This is a genomic window from uncultured Sulfitobacter sp., assembly GCF_947497275.1.
Lineage (GTDB): Bacteria > Pseudomonadota > Alphaproteobacteria > Rhodobacterales > Rhodobacteraceae > Sulfitobacter.
In genome coordinates, this window is sequence record NZ_CANMFS010000007.1 from 190,660 (window position 1) to 209,734 (window position 19,075).

Below are 19,075 nucleotides of genomic sequence, written 5' to 3' on the forward strand. Positions count from 1 at the left end.
TCTTCTTTTTCATGTAAACGGGAGTCAAAAGATGCTGCGTAGCGAATTTCAGGACGAAATTGTACTGGTCACAGGGGCGACAGCGGGCTTTGGACTGGCCACAGCCCGCAAGTTCCATGGGGCCGGAGCCCGCGTCGTTGCCATTGGGCGTCGTCAGGACCGGCTCGATGCCCTGCAGGACGAAATGGGGGACCGTCTCTTGCCGCTTGCGCTCGATCTTGCAGATACAGCCGCCATTGCGCGGGAGATTGATCACCTGCCCAAGGACTACCGCGATCTTTCCATTGTCGTGAACAACGCCGGATTTGGCATCGACAGAGGTACGGCCCAAGCCGCGCGCCTTGCCGATTGGGACGATATGGTCAACGTCAATATCCGAGGCCTGCTGCACATGACGCATCACACACTGCCCGGAATGCTGGAACGGGGCCGGGGCCAGATCATCAACATCGGTTCGGTTGCGGGCCGGGCCGTTGCGCCGACGAATGCGGTCTACAGCGCGACGAAATCATTCGTCCTTCAGTTCACCAAAGCCCTGAAAACCGATCTGATCGGCACTCCGGTCCGGGCAAGCTACATCGCCCCCGGTGCGGCCGAGACCGAATTTTCGCTGGTCCGTTGGCAGGGCGACGAAGCACGGGCCGCCGGTGCCTATGCCGGGTATCAACCTCTGACAGCAGAAGACATCGCAGAAGCCGTGTTTTTCACAGCGGCGATGCCCGCGCATGTCGATGTCACCGAACTGGAACTTATGCCGCATCAACAGGGATTCGGACCGCGCATCTTTGCGCGGGACCCAAAGTGATCGCCGCTGCGCCGGTCAGGCACCCCCACCGACGTCCAGCGTCGTGCCTGTAATGTAGGAAGCGTCGTCCGACAGCAGCCAGACAATCGCCCCGGCGACCTCGTCCGGGGTGCCTGCGCGTCCCATCGGCATCCGTGGCCCGACCTTTTCGATCCTGTCGGCCATCCCGGCACGGGCATGAATTGGCGTGTTGATCAGGCCGGGACGCACAGACATCACCCTGATTCCTTCGCGCGCGACTTCAAGTGCGAAGCCATGGGTGAAGGTATCCAGCGCCGCTTTCGACGCCGCATAGTGGACATGCAGTTTGGGGGCGCCATGAATGGCCGCGAGCGATGAGACGTTGATGATCGTGCCCCCCGGACCACCTTTTTCGGTGGACAACCGCGCAGCTGTCTCGCGCGCTGCGATCATCGCCCCGGTCACGTTTATTCGCATCAGGCTGTTGATTTCATCGCCGTCCATCTCTTCAAGACGCATGGCGCGTGGGGCAGTGCGCGCTGCATTGTTCACCAGACCACCGAGCGGCGGCATGGCCTTGTCCACGGCGCGAAACAGATCGATCACCTGCTCTTCCGCCCCCATATCGGCGGCAAAGGCCTGCGCCAGTCCACCGGCGGCAACGATGTCGGCGACAACCTTCTGTGCGTCTTCCCGGCCTGTTCTGTAGTGAACGGCAACGGCCCATCCCTGTGCGGCGGCACGTATGGCGGTCGCAGCGCCGATGCCGCCTGCTGCACCGGTTACGATTACTGTCTTCTGGGTCATGAATCTCGTTGCTCCTCAGTTGTCTGTGGTCCCTGAACGACAGCAACCGCACACACTGCAAATGCGGCTGCAATACAAACGAGGCCCGGTGTATAGCTACCGGTCGTGAGAACCGACAAGCTCAACATCGCGGGGCCGATCAGCCCCCCCAGATATGCAAAGACCATAGATCCCGCAGTTGCGGTCAGAACTCCGGCTGGTCCACCGCTTGCCTCACCGGCGCGCGCGACCTCTGCAAGCAGGACGCCGCTCCAGCCCATGGGCATGAAGCCGAGCGCGACACTGATCAACGCGATGGCGAACCATGGCCATGCCGGGCCTAGGAACAGTAGTATCGACAGCAGCGCCACCCCCGACCATGCAAGCCAGGAAAGGACGACGCGCGGCTGACCCGTATCCGCACGCCACCCCCAATAGAGCCTGCCGAAAATGCTTGCCGTCATGGCGAGCGAGAGCATCGCGGCGGCGCCTTCGGGTGGCAGTTGGCTATCGCGCCAGATCATCGCGATATAGACGGACATGAACCCGAACTGGGCCATCGAAAAGGCGAAAACTGCAATCGCAAGACCGCGTTGAACTGGATCGGCCAGAACCTCGCGTGCAGGTGCGAAGGGTAGCCGGAAGCGAACTGAAACGCCCGCGATTCCGTCGTGCCCAAGTCTGTTGCCGACGAACGGTGACAGAACTGCGACCAGAATAGCGAACGACATGGTGGCGATTGCCGCCATGCGCCAGTCGGATATCAGAACAATTGCCGGCAGGACGAAACCGGCGGCGGCACCGCCGAGCGCCACACTGGATTGCTTGAACGAAAAGACGAGATTCCGGTGCCGACCGACCGCAATCTGATTAAGCACGCGCGATCCGATTGGGTTAACCGGGCCATAGCCGATCCCGATCAGCACCGCCCCCAAAACGATCAGAGCCGGCCCGTTTGCAAGTGCGAGGGCCACGGCACCCAAGGCAACGAAAATCAGCGAAATCGAAGCACCGTTGAATGATCCCCATCTCGCTACAAAACCGGCAGTGCCGGTCGAAGAGACAAGCGCCACGGCAAAAATCATTGCTGTGAAGAGCCCGATCAGATCGGCGTCAAGGCCAAGCGCAAGTGCGGCAAACGGCGCGAGGACGGGCGCCGTTTGCACCGCAGCCACCACTGCGGTCTGATAAATTAGAACAAATCCAATTCCTAAAACCGAATTCAGGCGCGTGTGCTGGCTCATGTGCTTGTTCGTGCGGATGCGGTAGCACAACGCCTGTTTTGGTCGCAAAGCCTTTGGTGCACGTCGGTTTCCGCGTGGCCGTGGAGCATCATACCACCTCGCGGGGTGGCGGCCCCTCGGTGCCGACGAGCGTGCCGATTAAAGCCGGAAGGCTATTGTGCAGGCGAACAGCGATCTGCGGAATGGCTGTCATGTCGCCGAACCGGCCTCGGGTCAGCAAACCGAACGCCCATATGGCGTTCTGCGCGTTTCCGTCACCATCCAGCACGCGCCCTTCGCCGTCAACGTCGAAACCCAGTCCCATACTGTCAGGTCTGACAAGTCCGAGATCAATCATGGTCCTGACAAATGTATCATCCGACAAGGTTTTCGGCCCGGTGCAATTGATTACTGTATCAAAGGGCTCGCGAACCATCTTGCCGCCACGCTCGAGCAATCTCGCTTCAAGGCGATTGTTGCTTGCGTCCAGGCCGTCCAGACGCGCGACACTAAACTTCAGTTGACCCGATTCTACCGCCGCCGCGATTTTGGCACCGGTTTGAGGCACCATTCGATAGCGGTTGACGTCATACCACGGCTTCAGGTGGCGCAGGAATCTGCGTTTTTCGGGATCGGTAAAGTTCTTCCAGAGCCAACCGGCGGCATCCCGCACGTCATCGAAGGGACCTTTCAGATCACGCCCTTCGGCACTGGCCAGTTCCATGTCCTGACGCAGGGCGCGCACTGAGGCGCCAAGGGTCAGGCCCTCGCCATGCCGTTCAATGAAACGCGGCATCGGGCTTGCAAGGCGCTGCATAAGTGCAGCCACATTCGGCACATCGCCCTGAGGCTCGGGCAGCAGCCCCCGGCGCGATATCGCTTTGATAGGCCCCCGATGTCCCTGCCGCGACAGGGTCGCGAGGACGTCGGCGGCTGTCAGACCCGTCCCCACGAGAAGAACCGAGTTATCGGGGGAGATTGCCGATACTGCCTCCGTGTCGAACGGATCGCCGATGTAGCCAGAGTGATTGCGAGCCTGAGCGGTAACCCCCCTGAATAACGACGGTCGTTGACCGCCGAATGCCAGGACAATCAGGTCCGGCTCCTCGGTGCGACCAGAGGCAAGTTCAATCTGGACCCCTCTATCAGTACGCCTTGCTGCCACCGCCCGATCCCGGACATGGCGAACCGTGGATCCGTATGTGTTTTCCTCAAGTGTTTGTTGCAATGTATCGTTCATGTAGCCGCGCAAATCGGATCGCCGAACATATCTAACACCTGAGTCTGCGCGGCCCTCCGGATCCCGTGCTGCCGCGCCGGATGTTTCATACCATCGCGCGAAGTGACCGATATCGTCCGGAAAAAGAACCAGAAGTTCGTGTGTGCCGTTTACACGATGGTCGGGATCGTTGCCACCATAGGCAAGCCCGCCTCCCAACTCCTGACGTGGTTCGATGATTGTGATGTTCAATGGGGTAGGGGCACTGGCGCAAAGTCGAATTGCAACGGCAGTGCCGGTAAAACCTCCACCTATAATTGCTATCCGCCGCATATCGTTTCTCCGCCTAGACAACAAACTGAAGAGAAACTATGATAATGTCAACAATGTTATAAAGAGGCTTCTCGCTTGCTCCGGCTCCATAATTTTCATCACGCTGACATCGGCGCTCGGCCCTTTTCATTCCGATTTCGAATTCCAGGTCTCTCCGAGACCCAAGCCCAGTTGGCGGCAGGACCTCGTTACACTTCATGGAAAAAACTTGTCAGGTCGGCGTTCTATTTTCGTTGGCCACGCTGCCTTGCGGAGTGTGAGAGCAACATGCACCGCGGCGGGGCGTTGAAGAAGTGGGTCGCGGTGGTCGGGGTCGCTGCCACTGCCATCACTGACCAGAAAATATGAGCCGGGAATGAATAATACTCTCCTATCCATGACGTCATCCTGCCAGCATATGGCTTCGCGGCTGAAGTTGTATTTTCCCGGGGTCGTGATCGCTGTTCTGGTGGCGCTGGCGGCGCAATTCGTCGCCGAGCACTACGGCGCACCGGCGATGCTGATGGCGCTCCTCTTCGGCATCACACTCAACTTTCTCAGCGAAGACGCACCAACGGCTGACGGTATCGGGTTTGCGGCGCGATCTGTCCTGCGCTTTGGGGTCGCGATCCTCGGCGCGCGGATCAGTGTCGGGATGCTGACATCGCTTGGGTGGGGCATGATCGCGCTTCTGGTGCTGGGTACGATTGCTACGATCGCTTTTGGTATGCTTTTGGCGCGGGTGATCGGGCAGGGTCCGCGTTTCGCGATCCTGACCGCCGGATCGGTGGCCATTTGCGGCGCGTCGGCGGCCATGGCGATCGCTGCGGTATTGCCCAAGGACGAACGATCCGAGCGCAATCTCCTCTTCACCGTGCTGGGTGTCACTGTGCTGTCGACCATCGCGATGATCGTCTACCCGATACTGACCAACGCTCTGGGCTTTGACGAGGTTACCGCCGGCGCATTCATCGGCGCCACGGTGCATGACGTGGCGCAGGTGGTGGGCGCGGGGTTCTCGATCTCGGAGACGGCCGGCGAAACATCGACACTGGTCAAGCTGATACGCGTGTCCTTTTTGGCCCCCGTGGTTATCGTCATCACCCTGCTCTGGAGCCGCCCCGAAGCGGAAGCCGACGGCGCACGCCCGCCGATCATTCCGGTATTCGTGTTGGGGTTCCTGTGTCTCGCAACGCTGAACTCGCTCGGGCTCATTCCGCAATCGCTTGGGGATTTCCTCGCGAAACTGTCATCCTGGGCGCTGCTTTCGGCCATCGCGGCGGTCGGGATGAAGACCGATTTGCGCAACGTGGTGAAAGTCGGCGGCCGGGCGATCACGCTGATCGTTGCAGAGACGCTGTTCCTCGCGCTGTTTGTGTTGATCGGAATCAGCTTTCTGGAACTTGCGCCGTAACCGACCTCCGACACGGTTTGCCGGAGCGTACGTTAAGAGCCATCGCACACCGATTCGCTATGACGGGCAGTGATCAGTCCTGGCCGTTTCCCCCCTTACTTACGGGCGTGAGGGTTTTGCGAAGGTTGATCTGGCATTTCGATTGCCCCGCGTGCGCCGTGCGATCTTACTTTTGATGAATGTTCGTGTTTGTGTGGTCCGCACCGAACGGTGGGACTGGGGTAAACACGTTCATCCGATCCTCGACGGTGCGCGGTCCGAGATCGACGTTGATGGTTGCTCAGGGCTGCATCTTTCGCCAGTTCCGACCGCCGACGCCTATGATATTGAATGGTGTGGGGCCGTCCTGCAGAGGGTTCATTCTGTATTTGCGGGGCGTCTGACTTTAGGGGGCAGCGCGCGAACCCCGATCTGTGCGGGGCGTCATCACGTCTAGCTGACAGTGGAAGGGGCGCGCCACATGAAATAGGTCGGGACCAGCGCGAGCAGGAATATTCCGCATACGATAAAGAAACCGTCTTGGAAGGCCGCGTTCGAAGACTGGATTACGACGGTTTGGCCCAAAAACGATGAAGCGGCAGGCATGAGCTGAGACTCTGGCAGACCCGAGGCATGCAGGAGCCCGGCAACTTCGCGCAAGAGTTCCATCGTTGTGGCGTTATCGCTTGTCTGGGTTGCGGCAAAAGCATCCGCATGCATGATCGTGCGTCGTTCGATGAACACAGTCAGAAGGTTCACCCCGAAGGCTCCGCCAAGTTGCCGGATGAAGTTCGAAGCGCCCGAGCCCTGGCCAAGAAGGTGGGGTGGCAGAACCTTGAGCGCCCCCGACGAAATCGCAGGAAACACGAGACCAAGCCCCACGCGTGAGATAATCGTCCACCACGCCAGCGTCCAAAAGGCCGTATGGACATTCACGGCGGTCATAAGCCAGGAGGACGCTGCGAAAATCGCCATGCCTGCCCCGATCATGATCGGCGCGGGCACCTTGTCGGACAGCCGCCCGGCAATCGGAAAAACCAGCAGCATCGCAAAGCCCGAGGGCATAAGAAGAAGGCCCGCCTGCGTCGGCGTCATGCCCTGGATCTGTTGTACGAAGACTGGAAGCAAATAGGTGGAGCCGAATAGCCCCGCCCCCATGATGAAGGCAATGACCGAGGCCGAGGAGAAGGCGAAATTCTTGAACAGCCGCATGTCGAGCATCGGTTTCGCGGTGGTCATCTCCCAGATGACGAACCCGACGGCCGAGGCGGCGGAAATTGCAAACCCCAACAGGGTCAAATTGGAATCCCAGCCGAGCCGCTGTGCATTCGACAGCGTGCTGAGCAACACCGCAAGAAAGACCGATAGGATCGCCACACCGACAAAGTCGAAACCCGGAATCGGACCGGTTTCTTCTCTGCTGGGCAGGAAAAGGTTCGCTAACAGGATGGCGAGACCGGAAAAGGGCAATCCCAGATAGAAGACAAAGCGCCAGTCGAAGGCGTCCATAAGCACGCCACCGATCCAGGGGCCCAAGGCCGGCGCCAGGACGACGCCAACACCGTAGATGCCCATGGCCGCGCCGCGCTTATCGGGCGGAAACACTCTGAACAGCATAATCATGGCCAGCGGCTGAACGATGCCCGCGGCTGCCCCTTGTACCACGCGGGCCAGTGTCAGTACGGTCTCATTCGGCGCGAGCCCTCCAAGGATCGAACCGCCGAGAAAGATACCCATTGCGGCATTCATCGTCAGACGCATCCCGAAGGCGCGGTTGGCCCAGTCGGCCAGCAGCATCGTGGCGGTCATGGCCGCAAGAAAGCCTGTCGAGATCCATTGCGCCTGAACCGCGCTGATGCCGAAAGCCCCCATGACCGCCGGGATGGCGACGTTCACGATCGTCGTAGACAAAACGACAGAGATTGTCGCGATCATGATCGTGCCGGTCGCCCACCACTTGTAGGCAGGACCGTAACGCTCGAAATACCGGTCAATCTGTGACATCGACACGAACCTCGACCATCATGCCCGGCCTGAGTTCTGCGTCGGTGGCGTCAATCGACACACGGATTGGCAGGCGCTGGGTCACTTTCGTGAAATTGCCCGAGGGGTTTGGGCTGGGCAGAAGGGCAAGCTGGCTCGTGGCCGCTCCGCCCATGCCGATCACCTTGCCTTCGAAGGTCCGGCCCGGAAAAGCGTCGACGGTGATGTTTGCCTCGGATCCTACGTGGATCCGGCCGTAATCGGTTTCCTTTACGTTGGCGTCGATCCAGACGTCATCTGGCGCGTGATACATCGCAATGCGCGTACCCGGTGTCACATATTCGCCGACATCGACAAAGGTCCCATCGACGATACCGTCAAACTGGGTGGTAATCGTGCGGTGCGCGAGGTCGATTTCCTTCAGGCTGCGGTCGGCTTCGGTGCCTGCACGTCCCGCAAGAACGGACGCAATCTGTGACTCCAGTACATTCATCTGCTCTCCGTCGGCCTCGACGATGGCCAGACTGGCCCGCGCGCTTTCTATCGCCGCGAACGCGGCGCGCTCCTGCTGGGCGGCGGTGTCCATTGCTGCCTGCGACTCGTCGAGTGTTTGCTGCGACGTGATCTTCTGATTGGCAAGCTTGATCGCCCTTTCGTGACGGGCCCGGGCGTTCGCCAGCACTGCGAGTGATGCCTCGTGGTTTGCTTCTGCGGCGGCGATGCCAGCGTGGGCGGCGTCGCGCCGCGCAGAAAGCTGTTTGTCGAGCAACACCTTGCCTGCCCGAAGTTCCGCCAGCTGCGCTTCGGTTGCCGCAAGCCTCGACAGGACGGCATCGAGCTGCGACTGCGCATATGCGCGGTCGATTGCGGCGACGAGATCACCTTTCTCTAGGCTGTCCCCGACAAGAACGGGAATTGCGGTGACCCGTCCCGCGACTTCGCTGGATACAGTGACGACATTTGCCGCAATCCGCGCGTCATTGATGTGTACCTGCGTCAATCGCGCGGCCACCCAAGGGGCGGCCAGCCACAAAGCGACAGCAACAACTCCGCCGACCACGACCAACCTGGTCAATCTTGTGCGCCGGCGCTTGGGCGGGGCGGGCGGTACAAGCCTATCGGCGGCCGCCTTTTCCTTAACTGCTTCCCCTGTTTTTATGTCATCCATTTTGACCACTGTTCAAAATCTCCAATCTGCCTGCGATGCGGTTCAGGACTGTTGTTGCGATACGCAGATCATGCCGGGAAATGCCCTCGAGTATTTCTGCCCGGCTGGCCCCCGAAATTTCTTTCATCCTGACGATAAGAGGGGTCGCGGCCTCTGTCAGATGAAGTGTCTTTGCCCGTCGATCTTTCGTCGAAGGTCGGCGTTCGATCAGACCCGCGCCTTCAAGCCCGTCCAGCAGGCGCACAAGCGTCGCCGCCTCAATTCCCAGGCACTGCGCCAGTTCGACTTGAGTCACTTCTTCATTCCGGGAAAGTTCGAACAGCGCGTTCCACCTTGCCTGAGACAGGTCGAGATCGCGAAACCGAAGGTCAAGGTACCGCCGCCACATACGGGCCGCCGTCGCCATAGAGCGTGCGAAAGGTTCCTGGAACTCAATCTTGTCTGGGTCGGTTTGCATCGCACTTTGCTTTCAACAGCTTGCTAATAGTTGTAAGGCTAATTAGTATGGCCGCAACTATCTTGCAAGTGCCATTCCCGCTTCGGAGACATAGTCGATGTATACGAAAATTCTGTTGTGTTACGATGGCTCGCGCGAGGGGCGGCTGGCGCTGCGCGAAGGGGCGCGGCTTGCGCAGATCACCGGTGCCGATGTAATCCTGCTCGCAGTGGTCGAGACAGTGGCGGGCAACGCGCTGGCGCAGGGCGCGGATGCCGGCGCGCTGGTCCACCAGCAAGCCGATTTCAGGGCGATCCTCGACGAAGGCCATCAGAGACTTTCCGCCATGGGGTTGGCACCTGAGCTTCGCATGGACTTTGGCGATCCCGTTGCGAAAATCAAAGGTGCCGCAGCCGAAACCGGGGCCGATCTGGTCGTCGTCGGGCATCACCGCCAGGGCGTGTGGACCCGCTGGTTAAACCGGTCGGTTGCGGCCGAGTTGAGCGATGCACTGGGATGCAGCCTTCTGCTTGCGCAAAAACGCGTCGAGGATTCAGAGCTTTTCCACGACGATTGACGGCGTATGGCCGGCCGGCCGCAGTGCTCCGCCGCGCGTATCTCCTAGAGAGCGATGCTATCGACCCGTCCGAGCCGTCCGCAGGCAAAGTCATAGGACATGCGCAGGAGATCGAGAACAGTACCGATTTCCGTATTGTCTCTTGGTGCGTAGACCATGACAGCAGTCGCCGGTATCATGCCCGCTGTCGCCATCGGGTGCGGCTCTGCCCATCCCAGATCGACGATCTGCGGCACTGCATCCTCCGGCAGCATCATGTGCAGGCTACCGTCTTCGGGCGGATGGACATGAGCGAACTCATTACCGATCATGAAGGCTTCGCGGCAGCCGCAGCCCTGCCCATGTTCGAGGCACAACGCTTCGGCCCCCGGAACCGAAATCCGCGATGGTTGGCGGGTTACAAAGGGAAAGTCGAAGGCCCTTTCCTTGAATGCCCGATAGGATAAGGAATCGGGGTTTTGACTGATCTGCGTATGCGGGGCGCAGGGCGTGGTGACGGGCTTTGGCCCGGTGCGTGGGGGTATCTTCAGCATGACAGGGACTCCGTAAATCTGGTGGTTGCTAACCGGCAAGGGCGGCTTTTTTGACCGGAAGATAGCTGCGGACCGATTGCGGTGTCGGTCCGGTCAGTTCTGCAACGTCGCAGGTGGCCACGTCCAGAAAAGCGACGGTAGCAGCCCGCGCGCACTCGACGCCTGCCACGTACTCCACCTTGCCATCGCCCGCCGCGGCATTGCACGGCAAGCCGTTTGCCCGGTGCGCGGGTGATAGCAACGATGGATTCGATGACCTGACTTCCGAGATGACCGGAAGCGCCGGTCACGGTGTCGGACCCTTTGAGTGTGTCGGACATTTTCAGTGCTCCTTTTCAGAGTTGCTGTTCAGCCGAATCGAAAGGCGCTTTCGACCGCGCCAAGAACGGTGTCTTCTAAAGTTTTCCGGCCGATATCAGTGCCCGCCGCGCCCGCGACGACATGCAACGGGATCAAGTGTTCTTCGCGCGGATTGGCGTCGCGCCCACCCGGTGCCTGCGCCCACCGCGCGAGCCTGCGGTTGCGTTCGTCGGGATCGGGGCATGTCACTGCTTCGGTCAGCCAGGCATCGAATTCTGTACCCGCAGTGCCGTCCTGCGGCGCGCCGCGCATGCTCTGCATCATTATTCCCATGTTGTGGTAGGTGTTGCCCGATCCGATGACAAGAACCCCTTCGTCGCGCAGCGGTGCCAACGCACGGCCAACCGCCAGATGCGCATCCGGGTCCAGATCGGCCCGCAAACTAAGCTGAACGGTGGGAATATCGGCCTCTGGAAAGACCAGCTTCAGCGGCACGAAGACGCCGTGGTCGAAGCCACGCGCGGTATCGGTCCGGGTCTCAAAGCCCGCCCCCTGCAAGAGTTCACCCACACGGGTGGCCAAGGCGGGATCACCGGGTGCCGGCCAGGTCAGCTCATAGGTGTGTTGCGGGAAGCCGTTATAGTCGAACAACAAGGGCGGCGCTGGATTCGACTGCACGGTGAACTCACGCGCCTCCCAATGCCCTGAGATTATCAGCAACGCCTTCGGCTTCTCCGGGAGACTGGCGGAGAGGGCTTCCAGAAAGCTGCGATGCCTGTCCCAGGTATCGGGGGGATCCCATTCCATGAAAAAGCACGGGCCGCCCCCGTGTGGAATAAAGAGAGTTGGCATGCGGGTCATGTCTGTCTGTCCCTTCGGGTTTGCAGGACACCTTCGGGTGTCATTGGACCTTTTAGGAATAGTTGATTTGTAACCTAAACTAAAGTAGGAACGGAAAAGTAACTGCCTATCACAGGTGTGAACGCCGATGCCCAAGACCCCGCCACAGTGTCCCATGGATTCGATTCTGCGCCTGCTCATGGGGCCGTGGACGACCTATATCATCTGGGTCCTGAGCGATCAGGGACCGCAAAGGTTCGGTGCGCTGAAACGTGCCGTGCCGGGAATATCAACACGCATGCTCACAGAACGTCTGCGAATGCTTCAGGGCGCCGGGGTTATTTGGCGCGAACAAAAGCAGACAATTCCGCCCGCAGTCACCTATGGCCTGACCTCGCGTGGCAATGACCTGCGAGGTGTTCTGGACACCCTGGGACATATCGCGGAACGATGGAAGGATGAGGGTGTCTTTGCAGAAGATGAAGTGGGGACTGCTTGAATGCACCAATCGGGAAAATGCGCGGGTCTGCAAGCCTTGGGAAAGGCCGAATTATGGACAAAACGCCTTCGATCCCACGGTTCTGCAGCAGGTGGCCGGCATGAGGCAAAGTAAAGTTGCCAATGTGCTGAGCTAAGCCAAGACGGTATATCTGAGAAGTAGATTCGAAGGTGCCAGCGTTGATGCTATTGCCGAGGAAGGCCAAAGTACCCAAAGCGACGCTTTATGCCCATTCCCCGAGCTAGAGGGGCAGGTCCTTCGCAGGAAGCCGGATCGGTAAGAATGGATGACGTTCAAAGCGCTGCAAGCCAGTTCATTCATCTTTCCATCTCAGGCATCATCATCGCCAGACTGCTGCCGGTTAGCCAGCCGATCAGTGCGTCAGTGCATACCGAAAGGGCGTGATGTGTTTCTAGGGATTTACTCAGCGGGTAATACCTAGCGTAACAGGCCTAAATTTAGGCACTTCTGCGGTTTGATGAACGCCTCGGTGCCTTGGTTCAGAGCGGACCTGATCAAGACCTTGACCTTGATGCAACCGCGGACTACCTCTCGCCGAAATTTGAACCGACCGGATGGTACAGTTGTGAACGAGACAGGGCAGTCAGCGGGATCGAGAAACGCATCTCCGAGAATTCTCGGCGCGGCGCGTGTAATTGCTGCGCGTGACGGAGCGGGCAAGGTTACGATCGAGGCAGTCGCAAAGGAGGCGGGGCTGAGCAAGGGCGGCGTGCTTTACAACTTTCCGACGAAGAAAGCGCTGCTTTCGGGCCTGTTGGATCAGATGCTGGCCGCGCACCGGGAGCTTCTTGCGAATGTACCGGTGCGGCATCCAGCGCGCACTTTAACCGGGCATCTTGAAACTTTGATACACTCAAAAGACGTGGACGACGACCTATCAATGGCGATCCTTGCGGCCGCCGCCTCGGATCCACGGCTTCTTGATCCGCTTCGCAGTGATCTAACCGGCGACCTCGAACGTATCCTGACAGACACGCAGGACGCGCCGGCCGCCATGATTGCAGTCCTGGCGATCCAGGGTCTGCGGTTCCAACGGTTGTTAAATCTTCCGGACGGCGGCGCGGAAATCAGAGAACGCGTCATCGAACGATTAAGGACTATGATTGATGAGCTCTAATAAGAAGACCAAAAACTGGAAACGGGTTGCTTCCGTCATCGTGCTGGCGGCCGCAGCTGCCCTGGCCGTGCCGTTCCTTCCGGGGTCCCTGACGGGTGTGTTCGCCCAGACGGAAATGAATGATGGGGAAACTGAGGCCGGGACGCAGACGGCATCCGAACCCGATCGGCCCGTGACGGTCGAAGTGACACGTGCGCTCAGCCGCGTGGTCAATCAATCCCGCGCCGTTGCGGGCCGGGTCGAGCCTGCACGCACGGTGGACATAGCATTTCAGGTGCCGGGGCAGATCTTTTCCCTCGCCGTCGAGGCAGGCGACAGGATCCGCAAGGGCGACGTGATTGCACAACTCGATCAGGCTGATTTTGATCTGGCTGTCGATCGGGCTCAGGCGTCGTTCGACCTCGCGAATTCCGAGCTTGAGCGCGCGTCAAGCCTCGCCGAGCGCGGGGTCGCAGCCGACTCGCGCCTCGATACTGCGCGCGCCCAGTTCGCACAGGCAGACGTGGCGCTGCGCGAGGCCAAGCGGCGTCTGTCGCAGACCCAGATCACCGCCCCGTTTGACGCGATGGTGGCGCGTACTTTCGTCGAGGAGTACGTCAACGTCACCTCGGCCGCGCCGGTGGCGCGTCTGCAGGATGTGAGCGAGATGCGGATCATGATTTCGCTACCCGAAGAACTCGCGGCAGTTGCGCGTTCTGCGCCCGACGCGTTCGACATTGTCGCGAGCTTTCCTGCGGTACCGGGGTACACGGTGCCACTCGTGCTGCGTTCGTTTGCGACCGATGCCGATCCGACGGCCCAGACCTACGATGTGGAATTTGCAATCACCGGTGATATCGATTCACGCCTTTTGCCCGGCATGACAGCGGATGTGCGCATCGCAGCCGCGTCCGATGAGAACCGTCCGCAATCCGTCATCGTTCCGGTTTCAGCGGTGGACACGACAAGCCGAACTGACCCGTCCATCTGGATCTATCAGGAATCCTCCGGACAGGTCGCGCGCAGGACGGTCCGGTTGGGACTTCCCGTCAATGACGAGATTATCGTCATGGAGGGCCTGAATGGTGACGAGCTGGTAGTTTCGGGCGGTTGGTGGCGGCTCAGGGACAATCAGACAGTGATGGTTTTGGGTCTCTGATCCAATATTGATAGGACGGGTACAGATCCATGGCACTCAGCATTTCACGTGCGACCATCAAGCGACCGGTGGCGGCTTGGCTGGTTATCATCTTCTGCATGGTTGGTGGGTATTGGGGTCTCAATACCGTCGGTCGCCTCGAAGATCCCAGCTTTACCCTCAAGACGGCTCTCGTCTTCGTGCCCTATCCGGGTGCCACGGCTGTGGAAGTCGAAGAGGAAGTCTCCGACGTCATTGAAAACGCGTTGCAGCAGATGAAGCAACTCGACCGGGTTGAATCAAAATCAATGCCGGGTATGGCTCAGATTACCGTCGAAATCGAGATGACCTACGGTCCGGACGAGATCCCGCAGGTGTGGGACGAGATGCGCCGTCGCATCAGCGATGTGCAGGGGGATCTTCCGGCAGGTACGCGCCCGCCAATTATCAATGACGACTTTGGCGACGTCTATGGCATGTTCTATGCGGTGACGACCGAAGGGCTTAGCCCTGTAGAGCAGCGTGATCTGGCGACGACCCTGCGACTTGGGCTGGTGACAGTCGATGGTGTCGCCAAGGTCGAGGTTCAGGGCCTCACGGAAGAGGTGATCAATATCTCGGTCCCCTCTTCCCGGCTGACGGAGCTTGGGCTTCCTCCAACGCAGATCCTGGGTGTCCTTGCCGACGAAAACCAAGTGTTCACAAACGGTGCGATTACCGAAGGTCCCGCCCGGATCGACCTGTCGGTTCCGCCGGGTTACGTCAGTCCGGAAGGTATCGAGGAACTTCGACTCGGTGTTCCCGGTGAGGTCGGTCAGGTTGCGGTTTACGACATCGCAAGGGTTACCCGCGATGAAGCCGAGCAGCCAAGTCAGGTCATTCGACAAAACGGAGCGGCGGCGTTCACTCTCGGAGTCTCGGCGTTGACGGACCGGAATGTTGTCGAGGTCGGCGCGGGTGTCTCGGCGCGTCTGGACCGGCTCAAGGCCGCGTTGCCAGCCGGGGTCGAGATCACATCGGTCTACGAACAGCACGTCGTGGTGGACGAGGCCGTTTCGAGCTTTCTGGTCAGTCTTGGGCAATCGGTGGGCATCGTCGTTGCCGCGCTGATGCTGACGATGGGTTGGCGTGCGGGTCTGGTGGTGGGTGTGACACTGGCGCTAACTGTCTTCTCCACACTGTTTTTCATGTCTGTCTTCGGCATCCCGATGGAAAGGATCAGCCTTGGGGCCCTGATCATCGCGATGGGGATGCTTGTCGATAACGCCATCGTCATCACAGAAGGAATGGTGATCGGTGTGGCGCGGGGCAAGTCCGCGGAAGATGCCGCCGCCGAAACGGAAACCGCCACATCAATTCCTTTGCTTGGCGCGACCGTTATCGGGATCATGGCCTTTTCCGGGATCGGCCTGTCGCCCGACGCGACCGGCGAATTCCTGTTCTCGCTTTTCGCGGTCATCGCGATTTCGCTGCTGATGAGCTGGGCGCTTGCCGTTTCGGTCACACCCTATCTCGGCAAACTGCTCCTCCGCGCGCCAAAGGAGACCTCTGACGATCCTTACAAGGGTGCGTTCTACGGGGTTTATCGCAGCTTCCTCTGGTTGGCATTGCGGACCCGAGTCATTGTTGTCCTGATCATTGTGGGAATAACGATCTGGTCCGTGATGGCCTTTGGGCAGGTCAAGCAGGCGTTTTTCCCGGCGTCCAACACTCCGATCTTCTATGTCGAGTTCCAGATGCCACAGGGGACCGATATCAACGTCACCGACGCTGAAATGCAGCGGCTCGAACAGATGCTGCTCACCGAGGACAACGTGACGGATGTGACGACCCTTGTCGGGCGAGGCGCAAGCCGCTTCATGCTGACTTATAATCCCGAGCAGGCGGATGCCAGTTACGGACAGCTAATCGTCCGGGTCGCCGATGCCGAGGCAATCCCGTCCATCGCGAGCCGTCTGAACCGGGATCTTCCGGCCGAATTCCCTCACGCGCTGATCCGCGTCGAGCAGATTGTGTTCGGGCCGCCGTCCGGTGCAGACGTGGCGGTTCGGTTTGCGGGGCCGGATCCTGTCATCCTGCGGCAACTCGCGGATGATGCGATGCGGATCTTCGAGGATTCCGGTACGATCACCAACCCGCGGACCAACTGGCGCCAGCGTGAGATACTTGTCGAGCCGATTGTCGATGAATCGCGTATGCGTCTGGCCGGTGCAACGCGCGGCGCGATTTCCGACACTATAAGCTACGGAACGTCCGGCTTGCGTGTCGGTCAGTTGCGCGAGGACGACGAGGTGATCTTGATTAACCTCCGTCTCCCGGAAAACGAACGTGACGGGATTGACCGCCTTTCCGATCTTTCCGTGTGGTCCGATGGTGCGGGGTCCTACGTTCCGATGGCCAACCTCGTTGAGCGTTTCGAGACACGCCTCGTCGAGGCGCTCATACAAAGACGCGACCGCGAGCGCACCATTACCGCAATGGGCGGGTCGCGTAGCGATCTGACCGCAGACGAAGCGTTCCGGAGTGTTAGGACCGATATCGAGGCCATTCCGCTGCCAGAAGGTTACGTGATGGAATGGGGTGGCGAATTCGAAAGCGCAGCGGATGCGCAGGCAAGTCTCGGCAAGCAGCTTCCGCTGGGTTTTCTCGTCATGCTGACAATCTCGATTCTGATGTTCAATAAAGTCCGCCAACCGCTGATCCTTTGGCTGGTCGTACCGATGTCGGTAACGGGAATGGTGCTGGGGCTCCTGTTCACAGGCTTGCCGTTCACGTTCACTGCCCTTCTGGGCTTCCTGTCGCTTTCCGGGATGCTCATGAAGAACGCAATTGTTCTGGTCGAAGAAATCGACCTTCAGCGTGCAGAGGGTGTACCCGACTACAAGGCGGTCATCGACGGATCAGTCAGCCGTCTGCGGCCTGTGGTGCTGGCGGCAGGCACGACGATTTTCGGGATGATTCCACTCCTGCCGGATGCCTTCTTTGCATCGATGGCGGTGACGATCATGGGCGGTCTTGCATTTGCTTCGGTTCTGACGCTGATCGCCGTTCCCGTCCTTTATGCGCTTTTCTTTCGGATCAAGCCTCCGAAAGAGGACACCGCTCCGGAGGGTGCAGCAGCCGCAGCGTGATCAGACCCGGCGCGCGGTGCACGGCAGTGTGCACCGACGCGGTGGTCTCTTTGGCAATCAGATCAAACTCTCTGTTCCGGTTGAAAACGTTGTGAGCGTGATGCGCTGGCATAAGCGCACCCGCTCGGAAACCTCCGAATGCGGGTACAACTTCGATTGGCGTGAGAGGATCGTTGTGGGGTCGCGAGAAATAGACTGGTTTCATCGCGCGCTCTGGGCCGAAGCGGCATACCCCCCGAACGGTACCAGAACATTTGTAGTCGCCGGGATCAGACCGCCGGTGCCTTTGCGTGGGGCAGGTGGCCTGTCTTGATCCAGAGCCTTGCGCCCTGATCTCCGGCTGTCGCTGTCAAAGCCTCACCATCTGGCAGGCGCAGCCAGTCGTTCCGCTTCAGGGTTTCACCGTCAACCGTGACCGCTCCGCCTATGACCAATACCTCTATCCCGCCCGGTGCCTGCGACGTCATGGCCGCGCCGGCTTCCAGCTTGCTGTAGGTCACAACCTCACGCGTATCCCGGTGCAGGACCGTCGTGGCGACCCCTTCTGTCGGTGCGCCCAACCCGGCCTCCATATCCTTGTGGAACTGGGTGCGGTCGGCCATGTCGAACTGCCACAGCTTGACGAAGATCGTACATCCTGCCTCCGATCCCGGCGTGTGCGAGGTCGTGGGCGGATTGCGAACGTATGTGCCTGCGGGGTAATCGCCATGCTCGTCCTGAAAGACGCCGTCAAGAACGATGAATTCCTCGCCGCCGGTGTGGGTGTGTGATGAAAAGCGGCTGCCGGGCGCATAGCGCACGATGGTGGTGGCCCGCGCTACTTCGTCGCCAATCCGGTCCAGCATACGCCTGTCCACACCTTCGATCGGCGAGGGCTGCCAGTCGATCGTGTCCGAATGAACGACGACTCGCTGCGAAAAATCGGCATTGAGATCCATTGTATACAGTCCTTTTCGGGCCTCACGCGCTTGGTGGAGGCTTTAGATGATTGATCACTTTCGGATGCCATGAGCTAGGCAGGGTTTGTCCATTGGCAAGGAAATTTTCCGTGCGTCGGTGCATCCGGGATGCGCCGGTGATGTTGCCGCTCATTCCGGCGGATCGCGCCCTTCCACCGAGGGAGCTTCTGGAAGTTCAAGGCGTTTCGGGCTTGCCTGTTCCACCGCCGACCGGAGCCGGGACATCAATGCAATCGCCTGCGAACGGTCTTCTGCGGAAATTCCGAGATCCGCGAAATTCTGCGTGACAGTCTGGTCGGCGGCTTTCAAAATGGCGAGACCATATTCGGTTGGGCACAAAACAATACGGCGTTCATCCTCGGGGTCACGCACCCGCTCTATCACCCCGACCCCTGCCATCCTCTTGGCAAGGGGTGATACCGTGTTCGGTTCGACCCCAAGACGCGCGGAAAGCTCGGAAAGCGACATTTTCCCTTTTTCGACAAGAGCCTTGAGCATCACGTATTTTGCGTAAGTAAGCCCAGTTTCGGCGAAAGCCGTCTGGTAAAATCGACCGAACGCATGGTGAAGCATATAGACCTGAAAGCAGGCAAGATCATTCAGGTTGGATTTTTGTTCCATATACGCTATCTAAGGCCACCGGGGCAGGATTGAAAGCTGAAACGCCGTAAGTCCGAACCGATACTTCGTATACG

General features: G+C 59.6%; 19 protein-coding genes. 8 read left to right on the forward strand and 11 right to left on the reverse strand.

The window, feature by feature from the left end:
- Positions 1–31: 31 nt before the first annotated feature.
- Positions 32–805, forward strand: coding sequence for an SDR family NAD(P)-dependent oxidoreductase (locus tag Q1A06_RS15360; RefSeq protein ID WP_299565535.1), 774 nt, complete (start codon positions 32–34; stop codon positions 803–805).
- Between the two features lie 15 nt (positions 806–820).
- Here Q1A06_RS15360 and Q1A06_RS15365 read toward each other — a convergent pair whose 3' ends face one another.
- The 3 genes from Q1A06_RS15365 to Q1A06_RS15375 all read right to left on the reverse strand — a co-directional run bounded on the left by Q1A06_RS15365 (position 821) and on the right by Q1A06_RS15375 (position 4,327).
- Positions 821–1,573 carry an SDR family oxidoreductase gene (locus Q1A06_RS15365; protein WP_299565538.1) on the reverse strand — a complete coding sequence of 251 codons (753 nt, stop codon included), beginning with the start codon at positions 1,571–1,573 and terminating at the stop codon, positions 821–823.
- A complete protein-coding gene (locus Q1A06_RS15370; RefSeq protein WP_299565541.1) occupies positions 1,570–2,796 on the reverse strand; it encodes an MFS transporter in 1,227 nt (408 codons plus the stop codon). The genes Q1A06_RS15365 and Q1A06_RS15370 overlap by 4 nt, the downstream gene beginning before the upstream one ends.
- Positions 2,797–2,884: 88 nt before the next feature.
- Positions 2,885–4,327: an FAD/NAD(P)-binding protein gene (locus Q1A06_RS15375; protein ID WP_299565544.1), complete on the reverse strand. Its 1,443-nt coding sequence runs from the start codon at positions 4,325–4,327 to the stop codon at positions 2,885–2,887.
- Positions 4,328–4,724: 397 nt separating this feature from the next.
- Between Q1A06_RS15375 and Q1A06_RS15380 the strand changes: the two genes are divergently transcribed.
- Positions 4,725–5,720, forward strand: coding sequence for a putative sulfate exporter family transporter (locus tag Q1A06_RS15380; protein ID WP_299565547.1), 996 nt, complete (start codon positions 4,725–4,727; stop codon positions 5,718–5,720).
- 432 nt (positions 5,721–6,152) lie between these two features.
- Here Q1A06_RS15380 and Q1A06_RS15385 read toward each other — a convergent pair whose 3' ends face one another.
- From Q1A06_RS15385 to Q1A06_RS15395, 3 genes are read right to left on the reverse strand one after another with little or no spacing between them, the layout of a single operon-like run.
- On the reverse strand, positions 6,153–7,703 hold the full coding sequence (locus Q1A06_RS15385) for a DHA2 family efflux MFS transporter permease subunit (protein WP_299565550.1): 1,551 nt from the start codon (positions 7,701–7,703) through the stop codon (positions 6,153–6,155).
- A complete protein-coding gene (locus tag Q1A06_RS15390; protein WP_299565553.1) occupies positions 7,690–8,850 on the reverse strand; it encodes an HlyD family secretion protein in 1,161 nt (386 codons plus the stop codon). The genes Q1A06_RS15385 and Q1A06_RS15390 overlap by 14 nt, the downstream gene beginning before the upstream one ends.
- A complete protein-coding gene (locus Q1A06_RS15395; RefSeq protein ID WP_299565556.1) occupies positions 8,843–9,307 on the reverse strand; it encodes a MarR family transcriptional regulator in 465 nt (154 codons plus the stop codon). Before Q1A06_RS15395 ends, Q1A06_RS15390 begins: the two co-directional genes overlap by 8 nt.
- Positions 9,308–9,404: 97 nt before the next feature.
- Between Q1A06_RS15395 and Q1A06_RS15400 the strand changes: the two genes are divergently transcribed.
- Positions 9,405–9,863 (forward strand): universal stress protein, encoded by a 459-nt coding sequence (locus Q1A06_RS15400; protein WP_299565559.1) that lies wholly within the window; start codon positions 9,405–9,407, stop codon positions 9,861–9,863.
- A 44-nt stretch (positions 9,864–9,907) separates the two neighbouring features.
- Here the strand turns inward: Q1A06_RS15400 and Q1A06_RS15405 are convergent, their stop codons facing one another.
- The 3 genes from Q1A06_RS15405 to Q1A06_RS15415 form a co-directional block, all read right to left on the reverse strand.
- A complete protein-coding gene (locus Q1A06_RS15405; RefSeq protein WP_299565562.1) occupies positions 9,908–10,396 on the reverse strand; it encodes a luciferase family protein in 489 nt (162 codons plus the stop codon).
- Positions 10,397–10,424: 28 nt separating this feature from the next.
- Positions 10,425–10,565, reverse strand: a complete 141-nt coding sequence (locus Q1A06_RS15410) for a hypothetical protein (RefSeq protein WP_299565565.1) — start codon at positions 10,563–10,565, stop codon at positions 10,425–10,427.
- A gap of 179 nt (positions 10,566–10,744) precedes the next feature.
- The gene (locus tag Q1A06_RS15415; protein WP_299565568.1) at positions 10,745–11,548 is read right to left on the reverse strand and encodes a class III extradiol ring-cleavage dioxygenase; all 804 of its coding nucleotides are present in this window, start codon (positions 11,546–11,548) and stop codon (positions 10,745–10,747) included.
- Positions 11,549–11,711: 163 nt separating this feature from the next.
- Here Q1A06_RS15415 and Q1A06_RS15420 point away from each other — a divergent pair, with 163 nt between their 5' ends.
- The 5 genes from Q1A06_RS15420 to Q1A06_RS15440 all read left to right on the forward strand — a co-directional run bounded on the left by Q1A06_RS15420 (position 11,712) and on the right by Q1A06_RS15440 (position 17,421).
- Positions 11,712–12,035 carry a helix-turn-helix domain-containing protein gene (locus tag Q1A06_RS15420; protein ID WP_299565570.1) on the forward strand — a complete coding sequence of 108 codons (324 nt, stop codon included), beginning with the start codon at positions 11,712–11,714 and terminating at the stop codon, positions 12,033–12,035.
- 282 nt (positions 12,036–12,317) lie between these two features.
- The gene (locus Q1A06_RS15425; RefSeq protein WP_299565573.1) at positions 12,318–12,440 is read left to right on the forward strand and encodes a hypothetical protein; all 123 of its coding nucleotides are present in this window, start codon (positions 12,318–12,320) and stop codon (positions 12,438–12,440) included.
- A gap of 73 nt (positions 12,441–12,513) precedes the next feature.
- On the forward strand, positions 12,514–13,173 hold the full coding sequence (locus tag Q1A06_RS15430; protein ID WP_299565576.1) for a TetR/AcrR family transcriptional regulator: 660 nt from the start codon (positions 12,514–12,516) through the stop codon (positions 13,171–13,173).
- Positions 13,163–14,311 (forward strand): efflux RND transporter periplasmic adaptor subunit, encoded by a 1,149-nt coding sequence (locus tag Q1A06_RS15435; RefSeq protein WP_299565579.1) that lies wholly within the window; start codon positions 13,163–13,165, stop codon positions 14,309–14,311. The genes Q1A06_RS15430 and Q1A06_RS15435 overlap by 11 nt, the downstream gene beginning before the upstream one ends.
- Before the next feature lie 29 nt (positions 14,312–14,340).
- Complete coding sequence (locus tag Q1A06_RS15440) at positions 14,341–17,421, forward strand: efflux RND transporter permease subunit (protein WP_299565582.1); 3,081 nt, start codon at positions 14,341–14,343, stop codon at positions 17,419–17,421.
- A 269-nt stretch (positions 17,422–17,690) separates the two neighbouring features.
- On the opposite strand, the gene Q1A06_RS15445 is transcribed toward Q1A06_RS15440, so the two are convergent.
- Positions 17,691–18,359 (reverse strand): cupin domain-containing protein, encoded by a 669-nt coding sequence (locus Q1A06_RS15445; RefSeq protein ID WP_299565585.1) that lies wholly within the window; start codon positions 18,357–18,359, stop codon positions 17,691–17,693.
- Between the two features lie 150 nt (positions 18,360–18,509).
- Positions 18,510–19,001, reverse strand: coding sequence for a MarR family transcriptional regulator (locus tag Q1A06_RS15450; protein ID WP_299565588.1), 492 nt, complete (start codon positions 18,999–19,001; stop codon positions 18,510–18,512).
- Positions 19,002–19,075: the final 74 nt, after the last annotated feature.